The 21,012-nt window shown below is 58.5% G+C and carries 17 protein-coding genes; 11 read left to right on the top strand and 6 right to left on the bottom strand.

The window, feature by feature from the left end:
• Positions 1-33: 33 nt before the first annotated feature.
• Complete coding sequence (locus tag ABDX87_RS02935; RefSeq protein WP_346831509.1) at positions 34-972, bottom strand: LysR family transcriptional regulator; 939 nt, start codon at positions 970-972, stop codon at positions 34-36.
• Positions 973-1,083: 111 nt separating this feature from the next.
• Between ABDX87_RS02935 and ABDX87_RS02940 the strand changes: the two genes are divergently transcribed.
• From ABDX87_RS02940 to ABDX87_RS02955, 4 genes are all read left to right on the top strand, one after another.
• The gene (locus tag ABDX87_RS02940; RefSeq protein ID WP_346831510.1) at positions 1,084-1,836 is read left to right on the top strand and encodes a 3-oxoacyl-ACP reductase family protein; all 753 of its coding nucleotides are present in this window, start codon (positions 1,084-1,086) and stop codon (positions 1,834-1,836) included.
• A gap of 10 nt (positions 1,837-1,846) precedes the next feature.
• Positions 1,847-2,440 (top strand): NADPH-dependent F420 reductase, encoded by a 594-nt coding sequence (locus ABDX87_RS02945; protein ID WP_346831511.1) that lies wholly within the window; start codon positions 1,847-1,849, stop codon positions 2,438-2,440.
• A gap of 40 nt (positions 2,441-2,480) precedes the next feature.
• Complete coding sequence (locus ABDX87_RS02950) at positions 2,481-3,674, top strand: MFS transporter (protein WP_346831512.1); 1,194 nt, start codon at positions 2,481-2,483, stop codon at positions 3,672-3,674.
• A gap of 322 nt (positions 3,675-3,996) precedes the next feature.
• Positions 3,997-5,028 carry an alpha/beta hydrolase gene (locus ABDX87_RS02955; protein ID WP_346831513.1) on the top strand — a complete coding sequence of 344 codons (1,032 nt, stop codon included), beginning with the start codon at positions 3,997-3,999 and terminating at the stop codon, positions 5,026-5,028.
• Positions 5,029-5,172: 144 nt separating this feature from the next.
• On the opposite strand, the gene ABDX87_RS02960 is transcribed toward ABDX87_RS02955, so the two are convergent.
• On the bottom strand, positions 5,173-6,072 hold the full coding sequence (locus ABDX87_RS02960; RefSeq protein WP_346831514.1) for a LysR family transcriptional regulator: 900 nt from the start codon (positions 6,070-6,072) through the stop codon (positions 5,173-5,175).
• A 453-nt stretch (positions 6,073-6,525) separates the two neighbouring features.
• On the opposite strand from ABDX87_RS02960, the gene ABDX87_RS02965 reads away from it, so the two are divergent.
• Positions 6,526-7,449 (top strand): LysR family transcriptional regulator, encoded by a 924-nt coding sequence (locus ABDX87_RS02965; RefSeq protein WP_346831515.1) that lies wholly within the window; start codon positions 6,526-6,528, stop codon positions 7,447-7,449.
• A 99-nt stretch (positions 7,450-7,548) separates the two neighbouring features.
• Here ABDX87_RS02965 and ABDX87_RS02970 read toward each other — a convergent pair whose 3' ends face one another.
• On the bottom strand, positions 7,549-8,520 hold the full coding sequence (locus ABDX87_RS02970; RefSeq protein ID WP_346831516.1) for a zinc-binding dehydrogenase: 972 nt from the start codon (positions 8,518-8,520) through the stop codon (positions 7,549-7,551).
• A 107-nt stretch (positions 8,521-8,627) separates the two neighbouring features.
• Positions 8,628-9,377: an SDR family NAD(P)-dependent oxidoreductase gene (locus tag ABDX87_RS02975; RefSeq protein ID WP_346831517.1), complete on the bottom strand. Its 750-nt coding sequence runs from the start codon at positions 9,375-9,377 to the stop codon at positions 8,628-8,630.
• Positions 9,378-9,537: 160 nt separating this feature from the next.
• Here ABDX87_RS02975 and ABDX87_RS02980 point away from each other — a divergent pair, with 160 nt between their 5' ends.
• Entirely contained in the window at positions 9,538-10,443 is a 906-nt protein-coding gene (locus ABDX87_RS02980; protein WP_346831518.1) for a LysR family transcriptional regulator, read from the top strand.
• 252 nt (positions 10,444-10,695) lie between these two features.
• On the opposite strand, the gene ABDX87_RS02985 is transcribed toward ABDX87_RS02980, so the two are convergent.
• Positions 10,696-13,104 carry a DUF3772 domain-containing protein gene (locus ABDX87_RS02985; protein ID WP_346831519.1) on the bottom strand — a complete coding sequence of 803 codons (2,409 nt, stop codon included), beginning with the start codon at positions 13,102-13,104 and terminating at the stop codon, positions 10,696-10,698.
• A 286-nt stretch (positions 13,105-13,390) separates the two neighbouring features.
• On the opposite strand from ABDX87_RS02985, the gene ABDX87_RS02990 reads away from it, so the two are divergent.
• On the top strand, positions 13,391-14,017 hold the full coding sequence (locus ABDX87_RS02990) for a TetR/AcrR family transcriptional regulator (RefSeq protein ID WP_346831520.1): 627 nt from the start codon (positions 13,391-13,393) through the stop codon (positions 14,015-14,017).
• Between the two features lie 111 nt (positions 14,018-14,128).
• Here the strand turns inward: ABDX87_RS02990 and ABDX87_RS02995 are convergent, their stop codons facing one another.
• Positions 14,129-16,867 carry a beta-glucosidase gene (locus tag ABDX87_RS02995; protein WP_346831521.1) on the bottom strand — a complete coding sequence of 913 codons (2,739 nt, stop codon included), beginning with the start codon at positions 16,865-16,867 and terminating at the stop codon, positions 14,129-14,131.
• A gap of 343 nt (positions 16,868-17,210) precedes the next feature.
• Between ABDX87_RS02995 and ABDX87_RS03000 the strand changes: the two genes are divergently transcribed.
• The 4 genes from ABDX87_RS03000 (at position 17,211) to gspG (ending at position 21,012) form a co-directional block, all read left to right on the top strand.
• Positions 17,211-17,564, top strand: a complete 354-nt coding sequence (locus ABDX87_RS03000; protein WP_346831522.1) for a hypothetical protein — start codon at positions 17,211-17,213, stop codon at positions 17,562-17,564.
• A gap of 157 nt (positions 17,565-17,721) precedes the next feature.
• The gene (gspE, locus tag ABDX87_RS03005; RefSeq protein ID WP_346833689.1) at positions 17,722-19,371 is read left to right on the top strand and encodes a type II secretion system ATPase GspE; all 1,650 of its coding nucleotides are present in this window, start codon (positions 17,722-17,724) and stop codon (positions 19,369-19,371) included.
• 2 nt (positions 19,372-19,373) lie between these two features.
• Complete coding sequence (gene gspF, locus ABDX87_RS03010; protein WP_346831523.1) at positions 19,374-20,576, top strand: type II secretion system inner membrane protein GspF; 1,203 nt, start codon at positions 19,374-19,376, stop codon at positions 20,574-20,576.
• A gap of 10 nt (positions 20,577-20,586) precedes the next feature.
• Entirely contained in the window at positions 20,587-21,012 is a 426-nt protein-coding gene (gene gspG / locus ABDX87_RS03015; protein ID WP_346831524.1) for a type II secretion system major pseudopilin GspG, read from the top strand.

Here is a 21,012-nt window from a genome sequence, read left to right on the forward strand (position 1 = left end):
CAGCATATGCACGCAGGTTGAGGTATCAACCGATTACCTGCCAGTAGCGGTCCGCGCATCAAGCCGCTGTGCCCATTGCCCTTGCCGGGCGTGCCCAACCACAAAATCGACGAATGCCCTGGTTTTGGCAGGAAGCAGTTTCTGGCTGGAAAAATACAGAGAGATCTTGCCTGCGTTCACATACCAGTCAGGAAGAACCCGAGACAGACTCCCGTCTTCAAGGTGCTTTAGAACGTCAGGTACAGCCAGCAACGCGATGCCCAATCCAAGCAAAACACTTTGGCAAAGCGCCTGTGGGTCGTTGACTAGAAGGCGAGGCTTCATTTCCAACGTGCGCTGCTGTGACTCAGGGCCTTGCAGCATCCAACTTCTGACTTTGCCTGTTGTTGTAGAGCGCATGGCCAAGTGTTCCAGCCGAGACAGGTCGTCAAGATGAGTAATGCGACCTTTTCCCGCCAGATAATCTTTCGACGCAACGAGTATCAAGTGCGCCGGAGCAATTTCCCTGGCTACTTGACCAGGAGCGAGTTCGAAGCCTCCACCAATAGCAGCATCAAACCCTTCAGCGACCAGATCCACTTGCCGGTTGTCCAGATGCCACTCCGGTATCACGCTTGGGTATTGATTCAAAAAAGCGGGCATCAGCGGCAGTAAAAAGTCACGACCGAAGCTCGGTGCAGCTGTGAGTTTAAGCACTCCGGCGGGCTCGCCCGCATGACTGGTGATATCCGCTATTGCCGCCTGAACGCCCTCAAGACCAGGCTCAACATTCAAGAGAAAACGCTCGCCAGCCTCAGTCAACGTGACCCGACGCGTACTGCGCTGGAATAGCTGTACGCCAAGGTTGGCCTCTAGTTGGGCGACGTTGCGACTGACCGCGGCCGGCGTTAAGCCGAGTCGGCGGGCCGCCGCAGAAAAACTGCCGGATTCAGCGCTGCGAACAAACGAAAGCAGATTTCCCAACGTCTCCATTCAAACGACCTTCAAGTAACGATTGAAACTGATTATAGCGACTACGTACTACTCGTAACATTATCAAAAGCGTCTCATAGCCTCACCACTTACACACCTGAGGCTTCAACGATGAACACGACTACCCGCCCCCTTACTGGCAAGATTGCAATCGTCACTGGCGGCTCGCGCAGCATCGGCGCTGCCATCGCCAAGCGCCTTGCCGCTGAAGGCGCGACCGTCACCATCACATATAACGCATCGCCCGACCGTGCTGATTCGGTTGTGAACGACATCATCGATGCGGGCGGCAAGGCCATCGCCCTGTCTGCTGATGCTGGCAACCCTGATGCGGTGCGTACCGCCATCAGCGAAGTCGCCAAGCGTTTCGGCAAAGTCGACATTCTCGTCAATAACGCCGGTATCAGTGTCCTCGGTGCGCCCGAAGACATTGCGTTCGAGGACTTCCAGAGAATCCTCGCCGTTAACGTCACCGGTGTCTTCGTCGCCACTCAAGAGGCGCTGAGACATATGGGCCAGGGTGGCCGGATCATCCACATTGGCAGCTCAATGGTTCAGTACGCAGCGTTTGGTACAGCATCGGCTTACACCCTGACCAAAGGTGCGGTTGCAGGCTTCAGTCGCGGACTGGTTCGTGACTTGGGTCCTCGCGGCATCACGGTCAACACTGTTCATCCAGGCCCTACCGATAGCGACATGAACCCTGGTGATGGCCCCGTCGCTGATTTTGTTCGTCCCAATATCGCTGTGGGTCGCTACGGCGAAGGCAAAGACATCGCGAGCGCGGTGGCGTATCTCGCCAGCCCGGAAGCCGGCTTTGTCAGCGGCGCCGAGTTAATGGTCGACGGTGGTTTCACCGCCTGAGGAGGCTGCCATGAACATCAGCATCATAGGCGCAGGCGCCATCGGCGCAGCCATTGCCCATTTGGTCGTCAAAGCAGGTTTGAACGTCAGCGTCGCCAACAGTCGAGGACCGGACAGTCTCGCAAAACTGGTCGCCGAGCTGGGCCCGCTCGCGCAAGCGGTGACGGTCCAACAGGCCAGCGAGGCGGACATCGTCTTCCTGGCGGTGAACTGGTCGAAGATTGCGAAAGCGGTTGAAGGTTTGGGCCCGTGGGATAGCCGGATAGTGGTGGACACCAACAACCCTATCGAAGCTCCACTGTTCAAACCTTTCGATCTGGGCGGCAAAACTTCTTCTCAGGTCGTCGCGGAGATGGTGCCGGGCGCTCGGCTGGTGAAGGCATTTAACCATCTGGCGCCGCCACTGCTCGTCAATCCAGCGGCTGAAGGAGGGAAGCGAGTGCTGTTCTACGCAGGTGAGGACGCAGAGGCTAAGTCGCAAGTCGCCGAGCTGATCAGTCAACTTGGATTTTACGGCCTCGATCTGGGAGGCCTGCAACAAGGTCGACTGGCGCAGTTTCCGGGTGGCCCTTTACCCGGCCTCAACCTCGTCAAACACAACTGACAAGCAGGCCGGTAACCCGGCCTCGCTTTAGGAGATTTTTGTGCAACCCTCCTCTTCTTCAAGTGCTGCATCCCCCTGGCTCTCAGTAGCAGCGGTAGGGATTGGCGCGTTCGCTCTGGTGACGACCGAGTTCCTTCCAGTCGGACTGCTGCCACAGGTCGCGCGGGAACTCTCAATGACCGAAGGGCAAACCGGACTGATGGTGACATTACCCGGTCTGCTCGCCGCGCTGACCGCACCGTTGACGCTCCTGTGGGCTCGTACGTTTGACAGACGCCATGTGCTCTGTGCTCTTCTGGCCTTGCTCGCCTTGTCCAACATGACCGTGGCTATTGCTTCGAATCTTTGGAGTTTGCTGCTTGGCCGCGCGTTTCTCGGTATCGCTGTAGGAGGCTTCTGGACAATCGGTGGCACGCTCGGACCGCGGCTACGCCCCGAGCAGGCGGCGAAAGCCAGCTCATTGATTTTTTCGGGCGTTTCAATCGGTACAGTCGCGGGAGTGCCTGCCGGTACACTCTTGGGCGAGATGCTGGGGTGGCGCGTGGTATTCGGCGTTGCCGCAGGATTGTCGGTCATCGTCACATTGCTGCTCTGGCGGACGCTGCCTCGGCTGCCCGCACAATCCGGAGCCGGGCTTGGAGTGCTGGGAGAAGTCCTTCGCATGCGTAAAACCCGAGTAGGACTGCTGGCGGTGCTGTCGATCTTCGTTGGGCAATTCGCGGCATACACCTACCTGTCGCCTTACCTGATCAACGAGGCGGGTATGTCCTCAGTGTCACTCAGTGCGATCTTGCTGGGGTTCGGTGCCGCTGGTTTTGTCGGCAACCTGGCAGGAGGCTGGGCGGTGGCCAAAAGCTCAACCTGGACGTTGATTGGAACGGCCTTGCTGATGGGGCTTCCGATGATCCTGTTATCAGCGGTCGCCTCGCTCGCACCGGCCGTTGTGCTGTTCGTCATGGTATGGGGCGTCGGTTTCGGCCTGTTGCCTTTCGCGATGCAGAGCTGGCTGTTCGCAATGGCACCGGACAAGCTGGAGGCCATGGGGGCCATTTTCGTGTCCAGCGCGCAAGCGTCGATCGGCGTTGGTGCACTGGCGGGTGGGCTGATTGTGGACCATCTCGGCGTGCTGAGCGCACTGACCGTTGGCGGGACGCTGGGTGTGCTGACGGCCGTCGTGATCCTTATCAGTCAGTTCAGGACATCCAAGGAAGTACAGTGGAGCCCTGAAGTTTAGATGCATTGAGGAGCGCCGCGACCGGAGCCAGTGAAGCTGCAATGCTTTTGTCCCCCGCATCTGCCGCCCCCCGAAGAACCGATTTTATGTCTGAAAGCGCAAGTGCTCACCTTCGCAGGCAGTGTCTGCGGCTTAGGGGCTCTGGGATCATCGTTTGGTTCATACCGGAGATGGCAAAGCCACTCGGCGAGCGGATGGGCGCGGATGTGTATTGCCGGTTGCATTAGTAGCCCGCGAACAGCCGACAGTTTACCCGCCCTCACCTGATCCTGCGTATGGGCGTATCGATGTCGGACGTTACCCACCAGACAAAGGCTCAAGAATGAAAAAATCTACGAAATCGGCTTCTGCAGTTCTCGCAACCGTTTTGGCGCATTCAGCACTGGCTTCAACGCCGGTGGAAACCGATGGTCACCTTGATCCGCAGATCCGCGCTTTCCTGTCTCAAGTGAACAAGGACAGCAGCCCTTTCTGGACTTTGCCCGGCCCGCAGGTGCGGGCCACACTGACCGGGCTTCAATCCAAGTCGGACGTTGACGTGTCTGGAATAGTGATCAACGAAAAGACCATCTCCCAAGACGGTCGAAACGTAAAGCTGTATGTCGTCAAACCGGAAAACGCCAAAGGCTCTCTCCCAGTCGTCTTGTTCATTCACGGCGGTGTATGGCTAGCAGGTAACTTTGAAAACCATAAACGTCTGGTTCGAGACATAGCTGTAGGATCAGGGTCTGCAGTCGTGTTCGTGGAATACACCCCTATCCCAGACGCGGTCTTTCCAACGCAGTTGGAAGAGAGCTACGCGGCGGCAAAATGGGTCGCGGCTAACGGCGATCAAATTGGTGTCGACGGATCCAGGATGGCTGTTGCGGGTAACTCGGTGGGTGGCGATATGTCCGCGGCATTGACTCTGATCGCCAAAGAGCGCGGCGGTCCGAAACTACGCTTTCAGGCGCTCTTGATCCCGGCCACAGATGCCAATTTCGAGACGCAGTCCTACAAAGACTTCGCCACAGGACGGTTCCTGGCGCGGGATTTCATGAGCTTCGGCTGGAACATCTATGCACCTGATGCCGCTACCCGCAAAAACCCTCACGCTGCCCCCTTGCAGGCCAGCATTGCACAGCTTCAGGGATTACCGCCTGCACTGGTCATCACTGCAGAAAACGACCCGTTGCGCGACGAGGGCGAGGCTTATGCCCGCAAGTTGAAAGAAGCGGGGGTGCCAGTCACTGCTACGCGTTACAACGGAACTATCCACGACTTCGTGCTGCTAAACGGACTTCGTCAGGTACCGTCGACCATTGCCGCGCTGGATCAGCTCAATCAGGAACTGCACAAACATCTTCAGCCCTGATCAGCAGGACAGATGACATGCGCGATAAGGGCGCGTGAAGCCTTCCGAAACTTCGGTCTTAACGCGCGATGGACTGACCTCATAGCCGTCGTGGTAGAAATGCCTGTTCCCGGGCATTTCAACCGCGGCCGCTTAGAGGCTGCGTTACCAATCTGCGAGCCTCTCGACCAAATGCGCTACCGCTTCATCTGCAAATCGGCTGACCGCTAACGGAATATGTTTCCGACTGGGGAGCACGACGGATAAGTCGTTGTTGAGATGGCCATACGCAGGTAATACATGAACCAATTGCTTGCTTTGTAACGCAGATCGCATGAGTGACTCGGGCATCAGACAAATGCCCAGCCCAGCCATGGCGGCCCTGATTTGGGCCTGGGCTGTGCTCGCCTGAAAACGACAACTAATCTCGACCCGGGCCGAACCGTCCGGACCGACCAAGTCCCACCACAGTTGGCTGGAGGGATGAGAGAAGCTAATACAGTTGTGCTGATTGAGGGAGTGCACATCTGTGGGCAAACCGAAGCTTTCCAAATATTCAGGGCTTGCAGCCAAGATACGGCGGACAGCGCCAATCTTCCGGACGATTAGTGCAGAGTCACGCATTGCACCCGATCTAAATGCAATATCTATCCCCTCCGCAATCAAATCGTTGTGCTGGTCTCCGAGCACGAAATCCACTTGGGTTTTTGGATGGCGAGCGAGAAATCCGGCAACAAATTCCATCTGAAACACTTCAAAAAAATCGGCGTGAGCTGCGACCCTAATCCGCCCTGCCGGCTCTTGCCCTTGGTCGATCAACTGACGACTGACTTCGATCAGCGCATTGACCGGGCTCGCACTTTGTTTATAGAGCAATTTTCCCGCGTCAGTTAACGTCAGCTTACGGGTTGATCGGTGGAGCAGCCGTGCGCCTAGACTCTCTTCAAGCAGCTTGATACGTCGACTTAAGGTGTTGGACGGCGCCCCGGTAGATCGTGCCACTTTTGCGAAACTGCCCGCATCGGCAATCTGGACGAAAATTGCCAAGTCATTTAGGTCGAACATGATTAAGCCATTTTTGGATTACTGATTGCTGATTATAGCCACTAATCATCCCAAACAATCGCATCTATGATTGAACGCACTGCAAGCGCGACAACGCTTTTTTTTAACTAAATCATTGTTTTAGAAACAACACGCTGATTGCCAAAAAACCTGGCTCAACCCTGAAAACGATGTGCAGGTCAGCGCTCCTTTCAGGCTGTCTCCCTTCGAATGCGACTTCAGAATTCACGGTTAGAGGAGCTGCATCAGGCTGGAAGTTCTCGACCGCCGTTCAAAGCAGCGCGTGGATTTTCCGCGCGCTCGGTCACGTACTTTTCCAAGAACTACACGACGCGGGAATGTTTTTAGCCAGATGGTTACCCACACTCACATCACAGCCATTTATACACCCCCTGAATCACAGAACTTACTGAATCGAATCAGTACTCTGAATGACAAAGGCGCTGAACTATCATGATTCGGATTGACGACCTGATCATTTTCTTACGCGTTGTTTCTCTTGATAGCTTTTCAGCTGTGGGTAGAGAGATGGATCTGCTTCCCTCCCAGATTAGCGCTTCGGTAAAAAGGCTTGAGCGAGAGCTCGATATACGGTTATTTGCACGTTCTACGCGCAGCCTTCGATTGACGCCAGAAGGTGAGCAGTATTTGCCCTATGCCAAGACCGTGGTGGACTCCTTGAACGAAGGCAGAGCCTGTCTGCAGCAAAGCAGCAATGACCTGAAAGGTCCGATACAGCTCGCATGCCCTTCCGATCTCGGCCGGAATATCTTGCTACCTGAGTTAATCGAGTTCCGGCAAAAAAATCCGTGCATCTCGCTGAAACTATCTCTGTCCGACCGAATAGTCGATATTTACCGCGAGCCGATCGACGTAGCGATCCGCTACGGTGTGATTCCGAATTCAGATTTTGTGTCTATCCCGCTCTTGCCGTTCAACCGCAAGACGCTTGCCGCTGCGCCGTCCTACCTGAAGAAAAAAGGGAGACCCAACAGTGTTCAGGATTTAAACGACCATGCATGCCTGACCAGTCATTCAAACGGGAAATCACATGACAGATGGGTGTTCCCTGACGCGGGTAATGACCTGACAGTTCGCGTATCAGGTCCCATCATTAGTGATGACACAGATGTCATTCGCCAATGTGCTATCGCTGGCGAAGGCATTCTCTACAGGTCATGGCTCGATATATGCCAGGACGTGACCGCCGGCCATCTTGAGGTTCTTCTTCCCGACCAGCCTGGGGAACGCCTCCCGCTTCAGTTTATCTGTCCGCACCGCAAACAGCTTTCAACGTCGATTCGGTCACTTTACAGCTACCTCAAAAACCGCTTTGAACAGCTTGCCGGCAATGGTTCATGTGGTGAACGGCCGTAGCTCAGCGCATGTCGGGAACCCACCAAGAGTCTCCCGTATATAGGACTACCGCGCGTACGACTTCACTCTCGGCATGGCATCAGTCCAATATTACAAGGCTCAACTGACCTGAGGAATCAGCACAATCGACCCGGTATGCTTGCGCGCTGCGATGGCTTTATGGGCCATTGCCGCTTCTTCCATCGGGTAGCGGGAAAGTTCTAAGTGGCCGAGCGCGCCTGCCCGGAAGCGCTCGAACAACTCGGATGCAGCCCTGTTCTGGTTCTGCGTGTTGACGTATTGCGGCGTCGAGGGTTGGACGTATCGAATGCCCCGTGCCGCCAGCAGCTCGGCGTCCGCAGCCACACCGCCCGAAGCATTGCCGACGTGAATGAGGTCGCCACCTTCACGCAGCGCGCTAATTGAGGCGTCCAGCGTCTGCCGCCCGACTAGGTCGTATACCACGTCGACACCGACGCCACCATTCACGGCTTTGATCCGTGCGGCCAGATCCGGCTCGTCAGAGCGCAACACATGGTTCAGCCCCCAGCCCTCGACGATTCGAGACTTATCGGCTGACCCGACCGTAGCGATGACGGTGGCGCCCAGCGATTTGGCCCAATGTACGAGCAGGCTCCCTACGCCACCTGATGCGCCATGTACGACAACGGTCTCACCGGCTCGCACCTGATGGACCTGCTTAACCAGCGCCCAGGCTGTGAGCCCCTTTGATAGCAGCCCGGCGGCCTGCTCGCTGGAGATATCGTCGGGAAGTTTGATCAGCGCACTGGCATCGATCACTCGACGATCGGCATACGCGCCGAACGCGAAGAAATAGCCCACACGGTCACCCACTTTCAAGTCCTGCGCACGCGAGCCGACAGCCTCCACGATGCCCGCCGCCTCCACGCCCATGCTGAATGGCAGTGGAACCTTGAAGGTGCCGTCCCTGAACATGGTGTCGACGAAATTCACCCCGATGGCTTCGTGGCGTATCACGACCTGCTCACGCGCGGGTGACTCCAGATCAAAGGTTTCGTGATGAAGTACAGCGGGTGTGCCTTGCTGGTAAATCCGGATGCGTTGAGTCATGGCCGCCTCGGCTATTGAAAACGTGATCAGCGAAAAACCTCAGAGGTAAGCAGTGCCTCGTTGCTGGAGCGCGGCACCGCCGATCGGATCGCAGGATGAGAGGTCGATCAGGCGCTCTGGCCGCCATCGACGTTGAGCGTGGCGCCGGTGATGTACGACGCCTCAGGACCTGCCAGGAAAGCCACGGCTGCGGCGATGTCTTCGGGTTGACCGTAGCGGCCCAGCGCTGCCAGGCCCGCAAGGAACGGAGCATGGTCGGCGGTTTCAGGGTTCATCTCGGTGTTGATCGCACCCGGCTGGATGACATTGACAGTGATGTTGCGAGGGCCCAGGTCGCGGGCCCAGCCACGGGTGTAAGCAGCGACGGCGGCTTTGGTCGCGATATAGTCGGCAGCACCCGGGAATGGCACGTGGTCAGCGCCCGTCGTGCCCAGGGAAATGATTCGTCCACCGTCATTCATCAGGCCAACCGCCGTGCGCACTGCGGTCACCACGCCGCCCACGTTGACGGCTTGCTGGCGATCGAATGCTGCGATGTCGGCGTCAGGAGCACCCACGGGGCCCGTGACAAAAACGCCAGCACTGTTGACCAGGATGTCCAGTTGACCAAAGTGTTGATGAACCTGTTTGACCAGCGCGATAACCTGCGCGGTGTCACCTTGGTCGGCCTGGATCGCCAGTGCCTGCACGCCCTGACGCTCAATCTCGGCGACCACGTTTTGCGCCTGCTCAGGGGATCTTGCGTAGCTGAATGCGACGTGTGCGCCGTCTGCTGCGAGACGTTTCGCGATGGCTGCACCAATGCCACGAGAGCCGCCGGTTACCAGTGCCACCTTACCTTTGAGTTGCTGAGTCATCTGTCTGATCTCCACTTGGAGCCAACCGGATTGGCCGGCTTCGTTTCGGTGAGATCAATGTATGAGATGGCTAACGCAGGATAAACTAGCTAAAAAGAACACCACTGTTCCTTAATACGGGCTAATAGACTTAGCCCTGATCTGATGAGCGATAAACAACGTGGACTATTTCAACGCAGTCAAAGCGTTTATCCAGGTGGTGGAGGCCGGAAGCTTCGTCAAGGCCGCGCAATCTCTGAACCTTCCACGCAACACCGTCACCAAGCACATCCAGTCGCTGGAAAGTCACCTGCGGATCAAACTGCTTAACCGCACCACGCGACGCATTTCACTCACCAACGACGGAACCGCCTATTACGAACGCATGGTGCGTGTGGTGGATCAATGGCTGGAGGCTGAGTCGGATCTGGTCAGCGCCCAGGCCCGTGCTCACGGTCGTTTGCGTGTGGACATGGGCTCGACCATGGCGACCATGCTGGTATTGCCTGCGTTGCCGGACTTCCAAAAACGCTATCCCGAATTGCAACTGGACATTGGAGTGAGCGACAGGCCGGTCGACCTGCTCGGTGATCGGGTCGACTGCGTTATTCGCGGCGGCACGTTGAATGACCCGTCGTTGATTGCCAGACGGCTGGGCAGCCTCAAGTTCGTGACTTGCGCGACGCCTGAATACCTCGGCACTCATGGCGTGCCTTCCCACCCGAAAGATCTGGAAACGAACCACCAGATGGTTCGCTACTTTTTCGCCGGAACCAATCGACGGCTGCCTGTGGAGTTCGTGAAAGGTGACGAGCGTATCTCGGTGGATGCTAACTATTTCGTATCAGTGAACGATTCGAATGCGCTGCTCGCTGCCGCGCTCGCCGGTATGGGCGTGTTGCAGACATTGATGTTCATGGCTGAACCCCACTTTAAATCAGGCGCGCTGGTGCAGTTGCTGGAGGACTGGACGTTGGAGCCGAATCCGACCTATATCGTTTACTCACCCAATCGACACCTCAGCGCCCGCGTGAGGGTCTTCGTAGATTGGCTTGTCGAATTGTTTGAAACGAAGGGATTACGCTGAAGAGTTGCACACGGCCAGGCGCTTCTTTTCTGACGCCTGGACAACAGCTCGTTTGGGAATGGGGCATTCGTACGAGTGGGGACGACATGCGGTCCAGTGACCGCAATCGGCTGTGGATTTAACCAATCTGTTGCGCTGACCGGTTGAATACACATTCGATTGCTGCCTGTGCTCGATGACTGCCATCCGCCCCAAGCGGGCGATCCACACGCCCCCGGTTAGACATCCGCCCCTCAAAACCACCCCTCCCCATCACCCCTCAGGCTGCACCAGCTTCTCCCCACCCTCAGTCACCAACACCATGCTCTGCGGCGACGACAACGCAATACCCAACTCGCGCAACCGTCCGAGGACGGTGAACAGCAGATCGCTGCGGGCGCCGCCCACTGAGCGTGGGCTGTTGACGTAGCCGCTGACGGCGATGATCACGCCGGTGTTCGTCAGGTCCTTGAAGGACACCGAGGGTGCCGGGGTGTCGAGGATCGCTTCGTGCTCGGTGAATGCTTGCATCAGCAGGTCGCGGATTTTCAGTACATCGGTGTCCAGCGGCAGGGTCAGGGTGATGCCGACCACGCCCAGTGCATTGCCCATGGTGACGTTGCGCACGTTCTGGGTGATGAATTGCGAGTTGGGCACGATCACGGTGGAGCGGTCGGACATCTGGATTTCCGTTGCACGGACGTTGATCCGGCGAATGTCCCCTTCCACGCCAGCCAGGCTGACCCAGTCGCCCACTTTGACCGGCCGCTCGGTGAGCAGAATCAGCCCGGAAATGAAGTTCTGCACGATGGCTTGCAGACCGAAACCGATACCCACGGACAGTGCGCTGACCACCCAGGTCAGGTTAGTGAGGCTGACGTGCAGCGTGGACATGACGACGATCGCGAGCAGGACGACGCCGATGTAACCGACCAGCGTCACCAGCGACGCTTGCATGCCGGCGTCCATGTTGGTTTCAGGCAGCAGCCGTTCGGCCAGCCAGTCCTTGAGGATCCGAATGCTCAGCATCCCGATGACCAGGACGCCGATGGCCAACAGAATGTCGCTGGGCGCGATTTCCAGACCGCCCAACGGTTTGTTGCCGAAGTCCAGCTGAGTGAAGCCTTCAAGCAGTTCGCCCGGACTGGAACCCGACGGCATGAAGGCGAGCACGACTGCGGTGAACAACAGCAAGGTCCGGCCAATGCCCGCGAGCGCGGTACTCGCTTGCGCCTGGTGACGCGGCGCCAGGCCCAGCGCGGCCCCCAAGGCTTCGCCACCGGGTTGTTTGGGCGACAGCAAGGTCTCGCAGATGTCGCCAAAACACGCAATCAGCAGATAACCGGTAGCGGCCACCACGCTCATCCAGAGCAGTTTCACCGTCAGGAAGTACGCCAGGGTGAGGTAACCGGCCAGCAGCGCCAGCAGGCTGAACCCCACCCAGACCGCCACCACGAACGGAACCAGGCCGGCGAAACCGGGGAGACGCTCCAAACCCTGCTTGCGGCGGGTTCGGCGATAGCGCAACAAGGTAAAGAAGAACACCAGCGAAACCGCCAGCGCGGTCAGACCGTTCACCGCCACGGTCAACGCCAGGCTGCTGGCGATCACGCTGTTGATTCGCTCCTGGGTGCCGATGATGACCAGCGCCAAGGCCAGCAGCACGGGGAAATGGCCGATGGCTTCGGCGATCGGATCAGGTATCTGCGGCAAGCGCCATGACGGGTGAGAAAGCATCAATAGCCCGCGACCGAGGCCGACGATGAAGGCGCAGAAGATGATCAGCGTTTGCATCTGGTCAAGCAGGTTGACCACGTCAGCGCTCAATACTGCATTGGTCTCAATGCCCCAATGCAGCAAAGACGTCGCGGCGCCGATGGTCAGAATGGTCGTCAGCCCGACTGTGAGCGCCAGGGCACTGCGTCGCAGGCGTCCCTCGGGCAGCCAGCGGATCATCATCCAGATCAGCACATGCTCTATCAGGCGCCGGCCGGCGACCCAGATCAGCAACGCACCAGCGAACACGCAGAAGAAGAAAAACCGCTTGCCCGGCGCCAGCGCAGCGCTGGAAGCGCTCTTTAGATCATCGAGCAGCCCATGCAAGCGTCCCAGATCGTCGTCGGTCGGGCGGATCATCGTTGACCAGAACACGGTGCTGAGCGGGCTGGCCGAGCGCGTGGTGATCTGGGAGTCGAAGAGACTGCGGCGCAAGCTGAAGATCTGGCTGGCCAGGTCGCGAGCCGACTGGCTCAGCGTGTTGGTCTGACGCTGATCGTCAACCAGCGCATTCTTCTTCGCCGTCAGCGCTTTACGCTGGCTGCTGATGGTGGGCGGTTCGTCGGGCTGGGGAGCACCGAGAATATTCAACTGATCGTTCAGGTGTTCGATGCTGGTGGTTTGTTGGGCGACGAGCGTATCGGCCTGTTTCTGCACCTGAAGCGCGGCCTGGCGCAAGTCCGAGAGCACGTCGTCATTGGCGCTTCCCGTTACCTTTTGCCGAATCTGGTCGAGTTGGTCGTTGAGCTGCTCCAGCGTCGGGCCCTCGGCCGGAGGCTGCAACGCGCTGAGGTCGTTAGCGGGAGCAGGAGCAGGACTCGATTGAGCGAGGGCTGGCAAGGTGACGCACAGTGACATCAGGACAAGCAGTCCAGCAAAAAAGCGGTTCAGCATGACGGGCTGCATTCTCATTACCTGTTCTGGGCGGCGGCACGAAAGCCTGCCTGCGCCGGGTACCAATAGATTCGGACGCCAGTTTAGGGAAGTCGGGTCGTGGCCGCATCACCGCTAATCCATTTCACGGCTTATTGATGAAATGAAACGGCGGCGACGCCTGCCCGGCGCTGCATGTGAGCCATCCAAGCGGTCAGGGATCATCGGGACGGTCAGTGACTTCACACTGGCAAGCGGGGTGAAGGCTCACGTACAGTGAGCCACCAACGATGCCGGTTGTCATAAAAACAGGGATGATATGTCAGGAAACACGCCAAATTCCGCACCTCGCACCCGCCGAGCGCCCAAAGGCGAGAAACGCCGCGAAGAACTACTGGATGCCGCGTTAGGGCTGTATTCGATCGAAGGCTATGCCGGCGCGTCCATCGCCCGGATCGCCGAGCTCGTCGGGATCTCCGTGGCAGGTGTGTTGCACCACTTTCCCAATAAGGTCGCACTGCTGATGGCGGTGCTTACCCGTCGCGACGAAGTCAATCAGAAGATTGTTGACGAGGTGCAGAGCGAACCGACCCTGGATGGCTTCATCGAAGGGTTGCAGCAGATCAACCGATCGAACGCGACAGCGCCGGGGGTGATTCGCGCGTTCAGCATTCTCAATGCCGAAAGCCTGGTGGACAGCCATCCGGCCTGGGAATGGTTCCAGTCTCGCTATCTGACGATTCATCAACGGATGCGTGCCCGCCTCGATCACTTGGTGGCAGCAGGAGAAGTGCGTACGGATGTGGATCTGGACGCGATCGTGTATCAGGTGCTGGCGATGATGGACGGCTTGCAGCTGCAATGGCTGCGTTTTCCGGAAAAAGTTGATCTGGTGAAAAGCTTCGAAAGCTACATGGCACAGGTCAAGCGCGACATCCAGGCATAAAACGAAGGTAAAAAAAGGGGCGATCCAAACGCTGGATCACCCCGATAGGTCACAGGCCGCAAGGCCGGTGTCGAACCCTCAGGCTCGCCCCCTGCCCTGCGGCTTTCTGGATCAGTAGTCGGTGTTGCCGTCGTAGTCGGCGTTACCGGTACTGTCGTCGACGCTTTCATCCTGATCGAAGATACCGCCAGTCTTGACCGCTGGCAGCGCCACTTTGACCGAGTTCAGCGCCGAGCGTGGCAGCGGGTTACTGGTGGTGGTCGACAGTTCCTGACGGAACGAGTTGACCAGTTTGGCGTTGAGACGGAGGTCGTCCGACGCCGCGCCCACGCTGAGGTTGAAGGTGTCGGCATCGATAACCCACTGCTTGCTGGTGTCGTCGTAGTAAGCCAGCGAACGGTCATTGAGTTCGATGGTGACGTGACGGGTTTCGCCCGGCTGCAGGAAGACCTTCTTGTAACCCTTGAGCTCTTTGACGGCGCGCTCGACTTTCGGGTTCTGTTGACCGACATACAGCTCGGCGACTTCTGAACCGGCGCGCTTGCCGCTGTTGGTGAGGTCGAACGAGACCTTGATCGGCGTGTTGCCCACCGCAACACCCGGGGTGACCGAGATGTTGTTGTAGGTGAACTGGGTGTACGACAGGCCGTGACCGAAGGCAAACAGCGGTTTGGTGCCGGTCTTGTCGTAACCGCGATAGCCGAGCATCGTCAGGTCATTCTTGTAGCTGATTTCTTTCAGTGTGCGGGTGTTGTCGAAGTGCGGGAAATCCGCATACAGCGGGTTGTCTTCGATGTTGCGTTCGATACTGATCGGCAGTTTGCCCGACGGGTTGACCTTGCCGAAGAGGATCTCGGCCAGCGCCTGACCGCCGTTCTGACCCGGATAGAACGCATGCAGCGCGGCCGGAACCTGATCGATCCAGTCGCTCATCTTCAAGCCCGTACCGCCGTGCATGGTGACGATGGTGTTCGGGTTGGCCTTGGCGATGTTCTGGATCAGTTCGTTCTGGTACTCAGGCAGGTCGAAGCTGTGGTCAAACCCTTCGCCTTCGTATTCGGCGCTGTTACCGACGGCAACGACCACCGCGTCGTACTTGGACAGGTCCTGCGGCGCGGCCAGCGAAGCCCAGGCCATCTGCACGCCGACCAGCCCGCCCATGGTGGACAGGTAACCGTCGCGGCGCGAGTACTCCAGCTTCACGTCATAGGCTTTGCCCGCTTCGAGCTTGATCTTGCCCGACACGGGAATGGTTGGGGGAATGCTCTTGTTGGTGATGTTCTCGCCATCGCCGTTGTCGATGATCTTTTCACCGTTGACCCACAGACGGACAGCACCGTCAGCGCGGACCTTGAAGACCTGCTCGCCACTGGTGACGGGCTTCATCTGGCCGCTCCAGCGGATCGAGGTGTTGGCCGTGTCGCCGTTGCTCGGCAGGTCATCGGTGGACCAGTCCATGTCGACGTGGGTGTCGATGCGGGTGGCCGACGGGTCACCGGACCAGTTGGCGTTGGTGAAGAACTCGGTCTTCAGACCGGCGACCGCGTTGCCTTTGCTGTCAGTGGTGGTCCAGTTCGATGCGGCCGGATCCAGCGACAGGCCGTCGAGGAACTCGACCTTGGCGCCAGGGGCGATTTGCTGCAGGCCGCTCAGCTCACTGACGTAGTGAGTGGCGTCTACGTGCGCACTGCCGAAACCGGTCGGTGGCGCGTACTTGGCCAGATCGCCGACCACGGCAATGCGTTTGACCTTGGCCTTGTCCAGCGGCAGGACGTCGTTCTGGTTTTTCAGCAGCACGATGCCTTCACGGGCGATGTTCAGCGCAACCTTGTTGCTGGTGGCGCTGTTCATGTTGTGGGTGGTCAGCGGTGCGAATTTGTCGAACTGGTACAGGTAGATGTTCTTGAGGATGCGGCGGACCTTGTCATCGATGGTCGCCATGTCCAGCTCGCCACTGTCCAGGTACGGCTTGAGCACCGAGCTGTTCATCTGCCCGCCCATCATGTCCAGGTCGGACCCGGCCTGAGCGGCTGGCAGACCATGCACGATGGCGTTGTAGTCGCTCTGCACCAGCCCTTTGAAGCTCCATTCCTTTTTCAGAATGTCAGCAATCAGGTGCTTGTTTTCGCACGCGTACTCGCCGTTTACCTTCTGGAACGAGCACATCATCATCGCGACGGTGCTGTTCTTGGTGGCCGATTCGAACGGCGGCAAGGTCATCTCGCGCAGCACCCTCTCGGGCATGACCTGATTGAGGATAAAACGGTTGGTCTCCTGATCGTTACCCGCATAGTGCTTGGCTTCGGCCCAGACACGACGTTGCTGAATACCGTTGATCACCGCAGGGCCCAGGCTGGCACCGAGGAAAGGGTCTTCGCCGGAGAGGTATTCGAAGGCGCGACCGCTCCATGGCATGCGATAGAGGTTCATGCCTGGGCCGGTGACGAACTGATAGCCACCGGTGGCGGTGTCATAGCCCAGTGCGCGACCGAAGTCGATGGCGCGACGCGGGTTGAACGTGGCGGCCAGGTTCGGACCCGACGGATAGACCACGCCTGGATCGTTGCCTTCGCTGGTGTAACGGATACCGGCGCCGCCGTCGGCACCATGGATCTGAGGGACGCCGTACTGAGACAACGGTTTGACGTCCCACCCGCCGATCCCGCCGATGTAGGCCAGCTTTTCTTCCTGGGTCATCTTCGCCAGGGTTTTCTCAGCGGCCTTGTCGGCACGGACCTCTTTGGCCGCCAACTGCTCTTGAGTCGTGGTCTGTGCCGCGTTGGCATGACCGATTGCCAGACTCAACAGCGCCAATGCCGAATGAGCACCTAAAGTTCTACGGGTTCGCATGATAAACAACTCTCCAGATATCGCCTGCGCGCAAATGCCGCAGTTGACACGCCACAACCCTTTTATTCAGGGCAATAGATCGCCTATACCGAAGTTCCAGAACGAAACAGCGGACAAAGAAAAGTGACGCACCCGCAAGCAAAAACTTGGGCGACAGGTTAGGTAAAACCAAAGTTACTGGCACTGCGCCAGTTAAAAACGCGGCAGACCTCCGCGCCATTTAAATTAAGGCAATTGTTTTTAGTTGAAGTCAAACAAAAATATCGACATTGAAAAATATCGACATTTTTTGATACACACGCTGAACTCTCGCTAAACCAACAGGTCTGTAGGTTTAGCAAAAATGATCAAGACCTGCCTGAACCCCTTTAGATACGGGGCTTTTTTCGAGCAGAAGCACCAAAACAGAGCCCTCCCTCCTCGGAGCGAGATCATTTCAACACGGGTACATACACTGGAAAATCATCATATGAAATTGCCATTACTTGGTGCCGTTGCCGCCATGACATTCGCAATCGCCACCACCACAATGGCGGCAGAATCAAGCACTCAGGATTCCGCATCTGCCGCTCCTGACTCCACCGTTATGACACAAACGAAAAATGTAAAAGCCGAAACGAAACAGCATAAGCAAGTTCAGGCCGATGAAAACAAGCGGGGTCGCCCTGCCGCGTCATCTTCAAAGTCGGCTAACTAATACACCCAACTTTATTTATTAATCACGAACGAGGGGGACTGAAAAGAGTCCCCCTCTGTTCGTCGCTACTTGAAGCCTCGTCGTGTCCGATACGTTAAATCCTGTCCACCTTGATCACCTGACCGGGCATTCGTCAGATGTGTTGTGTGCCTGGTTAATGGTCCATGCCGGGCTCAAATCAGCCGATCTGGACCGGGCACGGCGAATCACGCAGGAATCGGCAGGCAGTTCATTGACCGAGATGCTGACGCGTCTTGGCCTGGTGTCCGAACTGGACCTGGCCCGGGCGTGGGCATCGACCCTTGAAGCACCGTTACTGATCGCCGACGCCGTTCCCCTTCCCGCCGATGCCTTGCCCTCATTGAGTGAGCGCTTTATGCGTCACCATCGTCTGCTGCCCATCGGCTGCCACGCGAACGGCGTCCATGTGCTGGCGGCCAATCCTGGCAATGCATACGGCCTGGAGGCGGTGCGCTATGCCTGCCAGACACCGGTGTATGTGTCGGTGGGACTGTCCAGCGAAGTGGACGGCCTGATCGAACGGTTCTACGGTCAGGGCCGTTCGGCAATGGGTTCGCTGATCGAGACGATGGACGATGTCGGTGGCGCAGAGGAAGACATCGAGCACCTCAAGGACCTGGCTTCCGAAGCCCCGGTCATCCGCTTGGTTAACCTGATTCTGCAGCGCGCGGTCGAGCAACGCGCTTCGGACATCCATATAGAACCCTTTGAAAGCCAGCTGAAAGTGCGTTACCGCATCGATGGCGTGCTGCACGAAGCCGAAGCCCCGCCGTCCAGTTCGTCCGCCGCCATCATTTCGCGTCTCAAAATCATGGCCCGGCTGGACATCGCCGAACGTCGTCTGCCTCAGGACGGGCGGATCATGCTGCGAATCCAAGGCAAGGAACTGGACCTGCGGGTGAGTACGGTGCCCACCAGTTTCGGCGAATCGGTGGTCATGCGCCTGCTCGACCGCCAGACCGTGAGTTTCGATTTTCCCAGCCTCGGCATGGACGGCGAACGCCTGCAGAACTTTCTCGACGTGCTGGAAAACCCCCACGGCATCCTCTTGGTGACCGGCCCGACCGGATCGGGCAAGACCACCACCCTGTACACCGCGCTGTCGCGCCTGAATACCGCCGAACGCAAGATCATCACCGTCGAAGACCCGGTTGAATACCAACTGGAGGGCATCAACCAGATTCAGGTGAAGCCTTCCATAGGCCTCGACTTCGCCGGAGCACTGCGCTCCATCGTGCGCCAGGACCCGGACGTCATCATGATCGGCGAGATGCGCGACCTGGAAACCTGTCGCATCGCGATCCAGTCCTCGCTCACCGGCCACCTGGTGCTGTCCACCCTGCACACCAACAGCGCGGCGGCGAGTATCACCCGTCTGCTCGACATGGGGGTCGAGAGCTACCTGATCGCGTCGACCGTCAAAGGCATTCTGGCTCAGCGTCTGGTGCGCCGCCTCGACCCTGTGACGCGCATCGCGTTTGAGGCACCGGCCGAACTGATTGTCGAACATGGCCTGGAACGCTTCACCGAACAGCGGCCGATCATTCTGTACCGGCCAGCCAGTGAACTGCCCGGCGGTGGTTATCACGGCCGCAGCGCGATCACTGAATTGCTGGTGATGAACGAAGAGCTTCGCAGCCTGCTGATGCGCCAGGCCGATGCCGCGACACTGGAACAGGCGGCCCGGCGCGGTGGACTGCGCACCTTGTATGAAGAAGGCCTGCGCCAGGCGGTCGCCGGTGTGACCTCGCTCGAAGAGGTGCTGCGCGTCACGCGCGGCGATTGATCATGGCCCATTTCAAATACCGCGCACTGGACGCCGATGGCGTCGCGCAGAACGGCACGCTGGAAGCGAGCGATCAGAACGCCGCAGCGGCGATCCTGCAAAAGCGCGGTCTGTTGCTGCTCAGTCTGGAAGCCGGCACTCACAGCGGACTCGGCGGCGTCATGCGTCGCAGCGTGCTGAACGGCGCTGCGCTGGTCAGCTTCACCCAACAACTGGCGACCCTGATCGGTGCGGGCCAACCGCTGGAGCGGGCACTGGGCACATTGCTCAGGCAACACCACGACACCAAGCGCCAGGCGTTGTTTGAGCGGGTACGCGAGCAGGTCAAGGCGGGCAAGCCGTTGAGCCAGGCGCTGGAAGAAGAGCACGGGGAATTTTCCAGCCTCTATATCAGCATGGTCCGGGCCGGTGAGGCCGGCGGCTCGCTGGAAAACACGCTGCGTCAACTCAGCGATTACCTGGAACGCAGCCAGAAGCTGCGCGGCGAAGTGATCAACGCGCTGATCTACCCGATCTTTCTGGTGGTGGGCGTTCTCGGCTCACTGGCCCTGTTGCTCGCTTATGTGGTGCCGCAATTCGTGCCGATCTTTCGCGACCTGGGCGTTCCCATTCCATGGATCACCCAGGCCATTCTCGGACTGGGTGAGTTCTTGAGCGCCTACGGCCTCGTCCTGTTGGGAGCCCTCGTGGCGACGATCTGGAGCGTCGCGGTCTTGCGGCGCGATCCCCAACGACGACAACGACACGACCGCCGCGTGCTGTCACTGAACATCATCGGCCCACTGCTGCAGCGCATCGAAGCCGCACGGCTGGCCCGAACGCTGGGCACCTTGCTGAGCAATGGTGTCGCTCTGCTCCAGGCCATGAACATTGTTCGCCAGGTCTGTGGCAACCACGCCCTGCGCGCTCAGGTTGAGCAAGCGACGGACTGGGTCAAAGGCGGCGGCACGCTGGCCCAGGCGTTTGGCGAACAACCGCTGCTGCCGGAACTGGCGCTGCAGATGATCGAAGTCGGCGAACAGGCCGGCAACCTCGACAGCATGCTGCTCAAGGTCGCCGACGTTTTCGATGTCGAGGCCAAGCGTGGCATCGACCGCATGCTCGCCGCGCTGGTTCCCAGTCTGACCGTGGTCATGGCCGTCATGGTCGCGGTGATCATGCTGGCCATCATGCTCCCGCTGATGAGCCTGACCAGTAACATTTGAGGACACACACATGACTCGATTCAAACCCGTCCATGGCCGTCGCCAAGGCGGCTTCACCCTGTTGGAAATGCTCGCGGTAATCGTCCTGCTGGGCATCGTCGCTACCATCGTCGTGCGCCAGGTCGGCGGCAACGTCGACAAGGGCAAGTACGGCGCAGGCAAGGCCCAGTTGGCGAGCCTGAGCATGAAGATCGAAAGCTACGGCCTGGACGTCGGTTCGCCGCCGGCCAACCTCCAGCAACTGGTGACTAAACCCGCCAATGCCACCGGTTGGGCGGGTCCCTACGCGAAACAGTCCGACCTCAAGGACCCGTTCGGCCACGCCTTCGGTTACCGCTTCCCCGGCGAGCACGGCAGCTTCGACCTGATTTTCTTCGGCCAGGACGGTCAGCCAGGCGGCGACGGCTACAAGGCCGACCTGGGTAACTGGGAATAA

It is taken from the genome of Pseudomonas abietaniphila (genome assembly GCF_039697315.1).
In the GTDB taxonomy this organism is placed as follows: Bacteria; Pseudomonadota; Gammaproteobacteria; order Pseudomonadales; family Pseudomonadaceae; genus Aquipseudomonas; species Aquipseudomonas abietaniphila_B.

What these genes read in the sequence shown, in the direction of transcription:
- gspE (WP_346833689.1), top strand. Translation starts at nt 17,722, where the DNA reads ATGGTCCATGCCGGGCTCAAATCAGCCGATCTGGACCGGGCACGGCGA.
- ABDX87_RS02970 (WP_346831516.1), bottom strand. Translation starts at nt 8,520, where the DNA reads ATGACTCAACGCATCCGGATTTACCAGCAAGGCACACCCGCTGTACTT.
- ABDX87_RS02965 (WP_346831515.1), top strand. Translation starts at nt 6,526, where the DNA reads ATGATTCGGATTGACGACCTGATCATTTTCTTACGCGTTGTTTCTCTT.
- gspG (WP_346831524.1), top strand. Translation starts at nt 20,587, where the DNA reads ATGACTCGATTCAAACCCGTCCATGGCCGTCGCCAAGGCGGCTTCACC.
- ABDX87_RS02960 (WP_346831514.1), bottom strand. Translation starts at nt 6,072, where the DNA reads ATGTTCGACCTAAATGACTTGGCAATTTTCGTCCAGATTGCCGATGCG.
- gspF (WP_346831523.1), top strand. Translation starts at nt 19,374, where the DNA reads ATGGCCCATTTCAAATACCGCGCACTGGACGCCGATGGCGTCGCGCAG.
- ABDX87_RS02985 (WP_346831519.1), bottom strand. Translation starts at nt 13,104, where the DNA reads ATGCAGCCCGTCATGCTGAACCGCTTTTTTGCTGGACTGCTTGTCCTG.
- ABDX87_RS02935 (WP_346831509.1), bottom strand. Translation starts at nt 972, where the DNA reads ATGGAGACGTTGGGAAATCTGCTTTCGTTTGTTCGCAGCGCTGAATCC.
- ABDX87_RS02945 (WP_346831511.1), top strand. Translation starts at nt 1,847, where the DNA reads ATGAACATCAGCATCATAGGCGCAGGCGCCATCGGCGCAGCCATTGCC.
- ABDX87_RS03000 (WP_346831522.1), top strand. Translation starts at nt 17,211, where the DNA reads ATGATCAAGACCTGCCTGAACCCCTTTAGATACGGGGCTTTTTTCGAG.
- ABDX87_RS02990 (WP_346831520.1), top strand. Translation starts at nt 13,391, where the DNA reads ATGTCAGGAAACACGCCAAATTCCGCACCTCGCACCCGCCGAGCGCCC.
- ABDX87_RS02975 (WP_346831517.1), bottom strand. Translation starts at nt 9,377, where the DNA reads ATGACTCAGCAACTCAAAGGTAAGGTGGCACTGGTAACCGGCGGCTCT.
- ABDX87_RS02940 (WP_346831510.1), top strand. Translation starts at nt 1,084, where the DNA reads ATGAACACGACTACCCGCCCCCTTACTGGCAAGATTGCAATCGTCACT.
- ABDX87_RS02995 (WP_346831521.1), bottom strand. Translation starts at nt 16,867, where the DNA reads ATGCGAACCCGTAGAACTTTAGGTGCTCATTCGGCATTGGCGCTGTTG.
- ABDX87_RS02955 (WP_346831513.1), top strand. Translation starts at nt 3,997, where the DNA reads ATGAAAAAATCTACGAAATCGGCTTCTGCAGTTCTCGCAACCGTTTTG.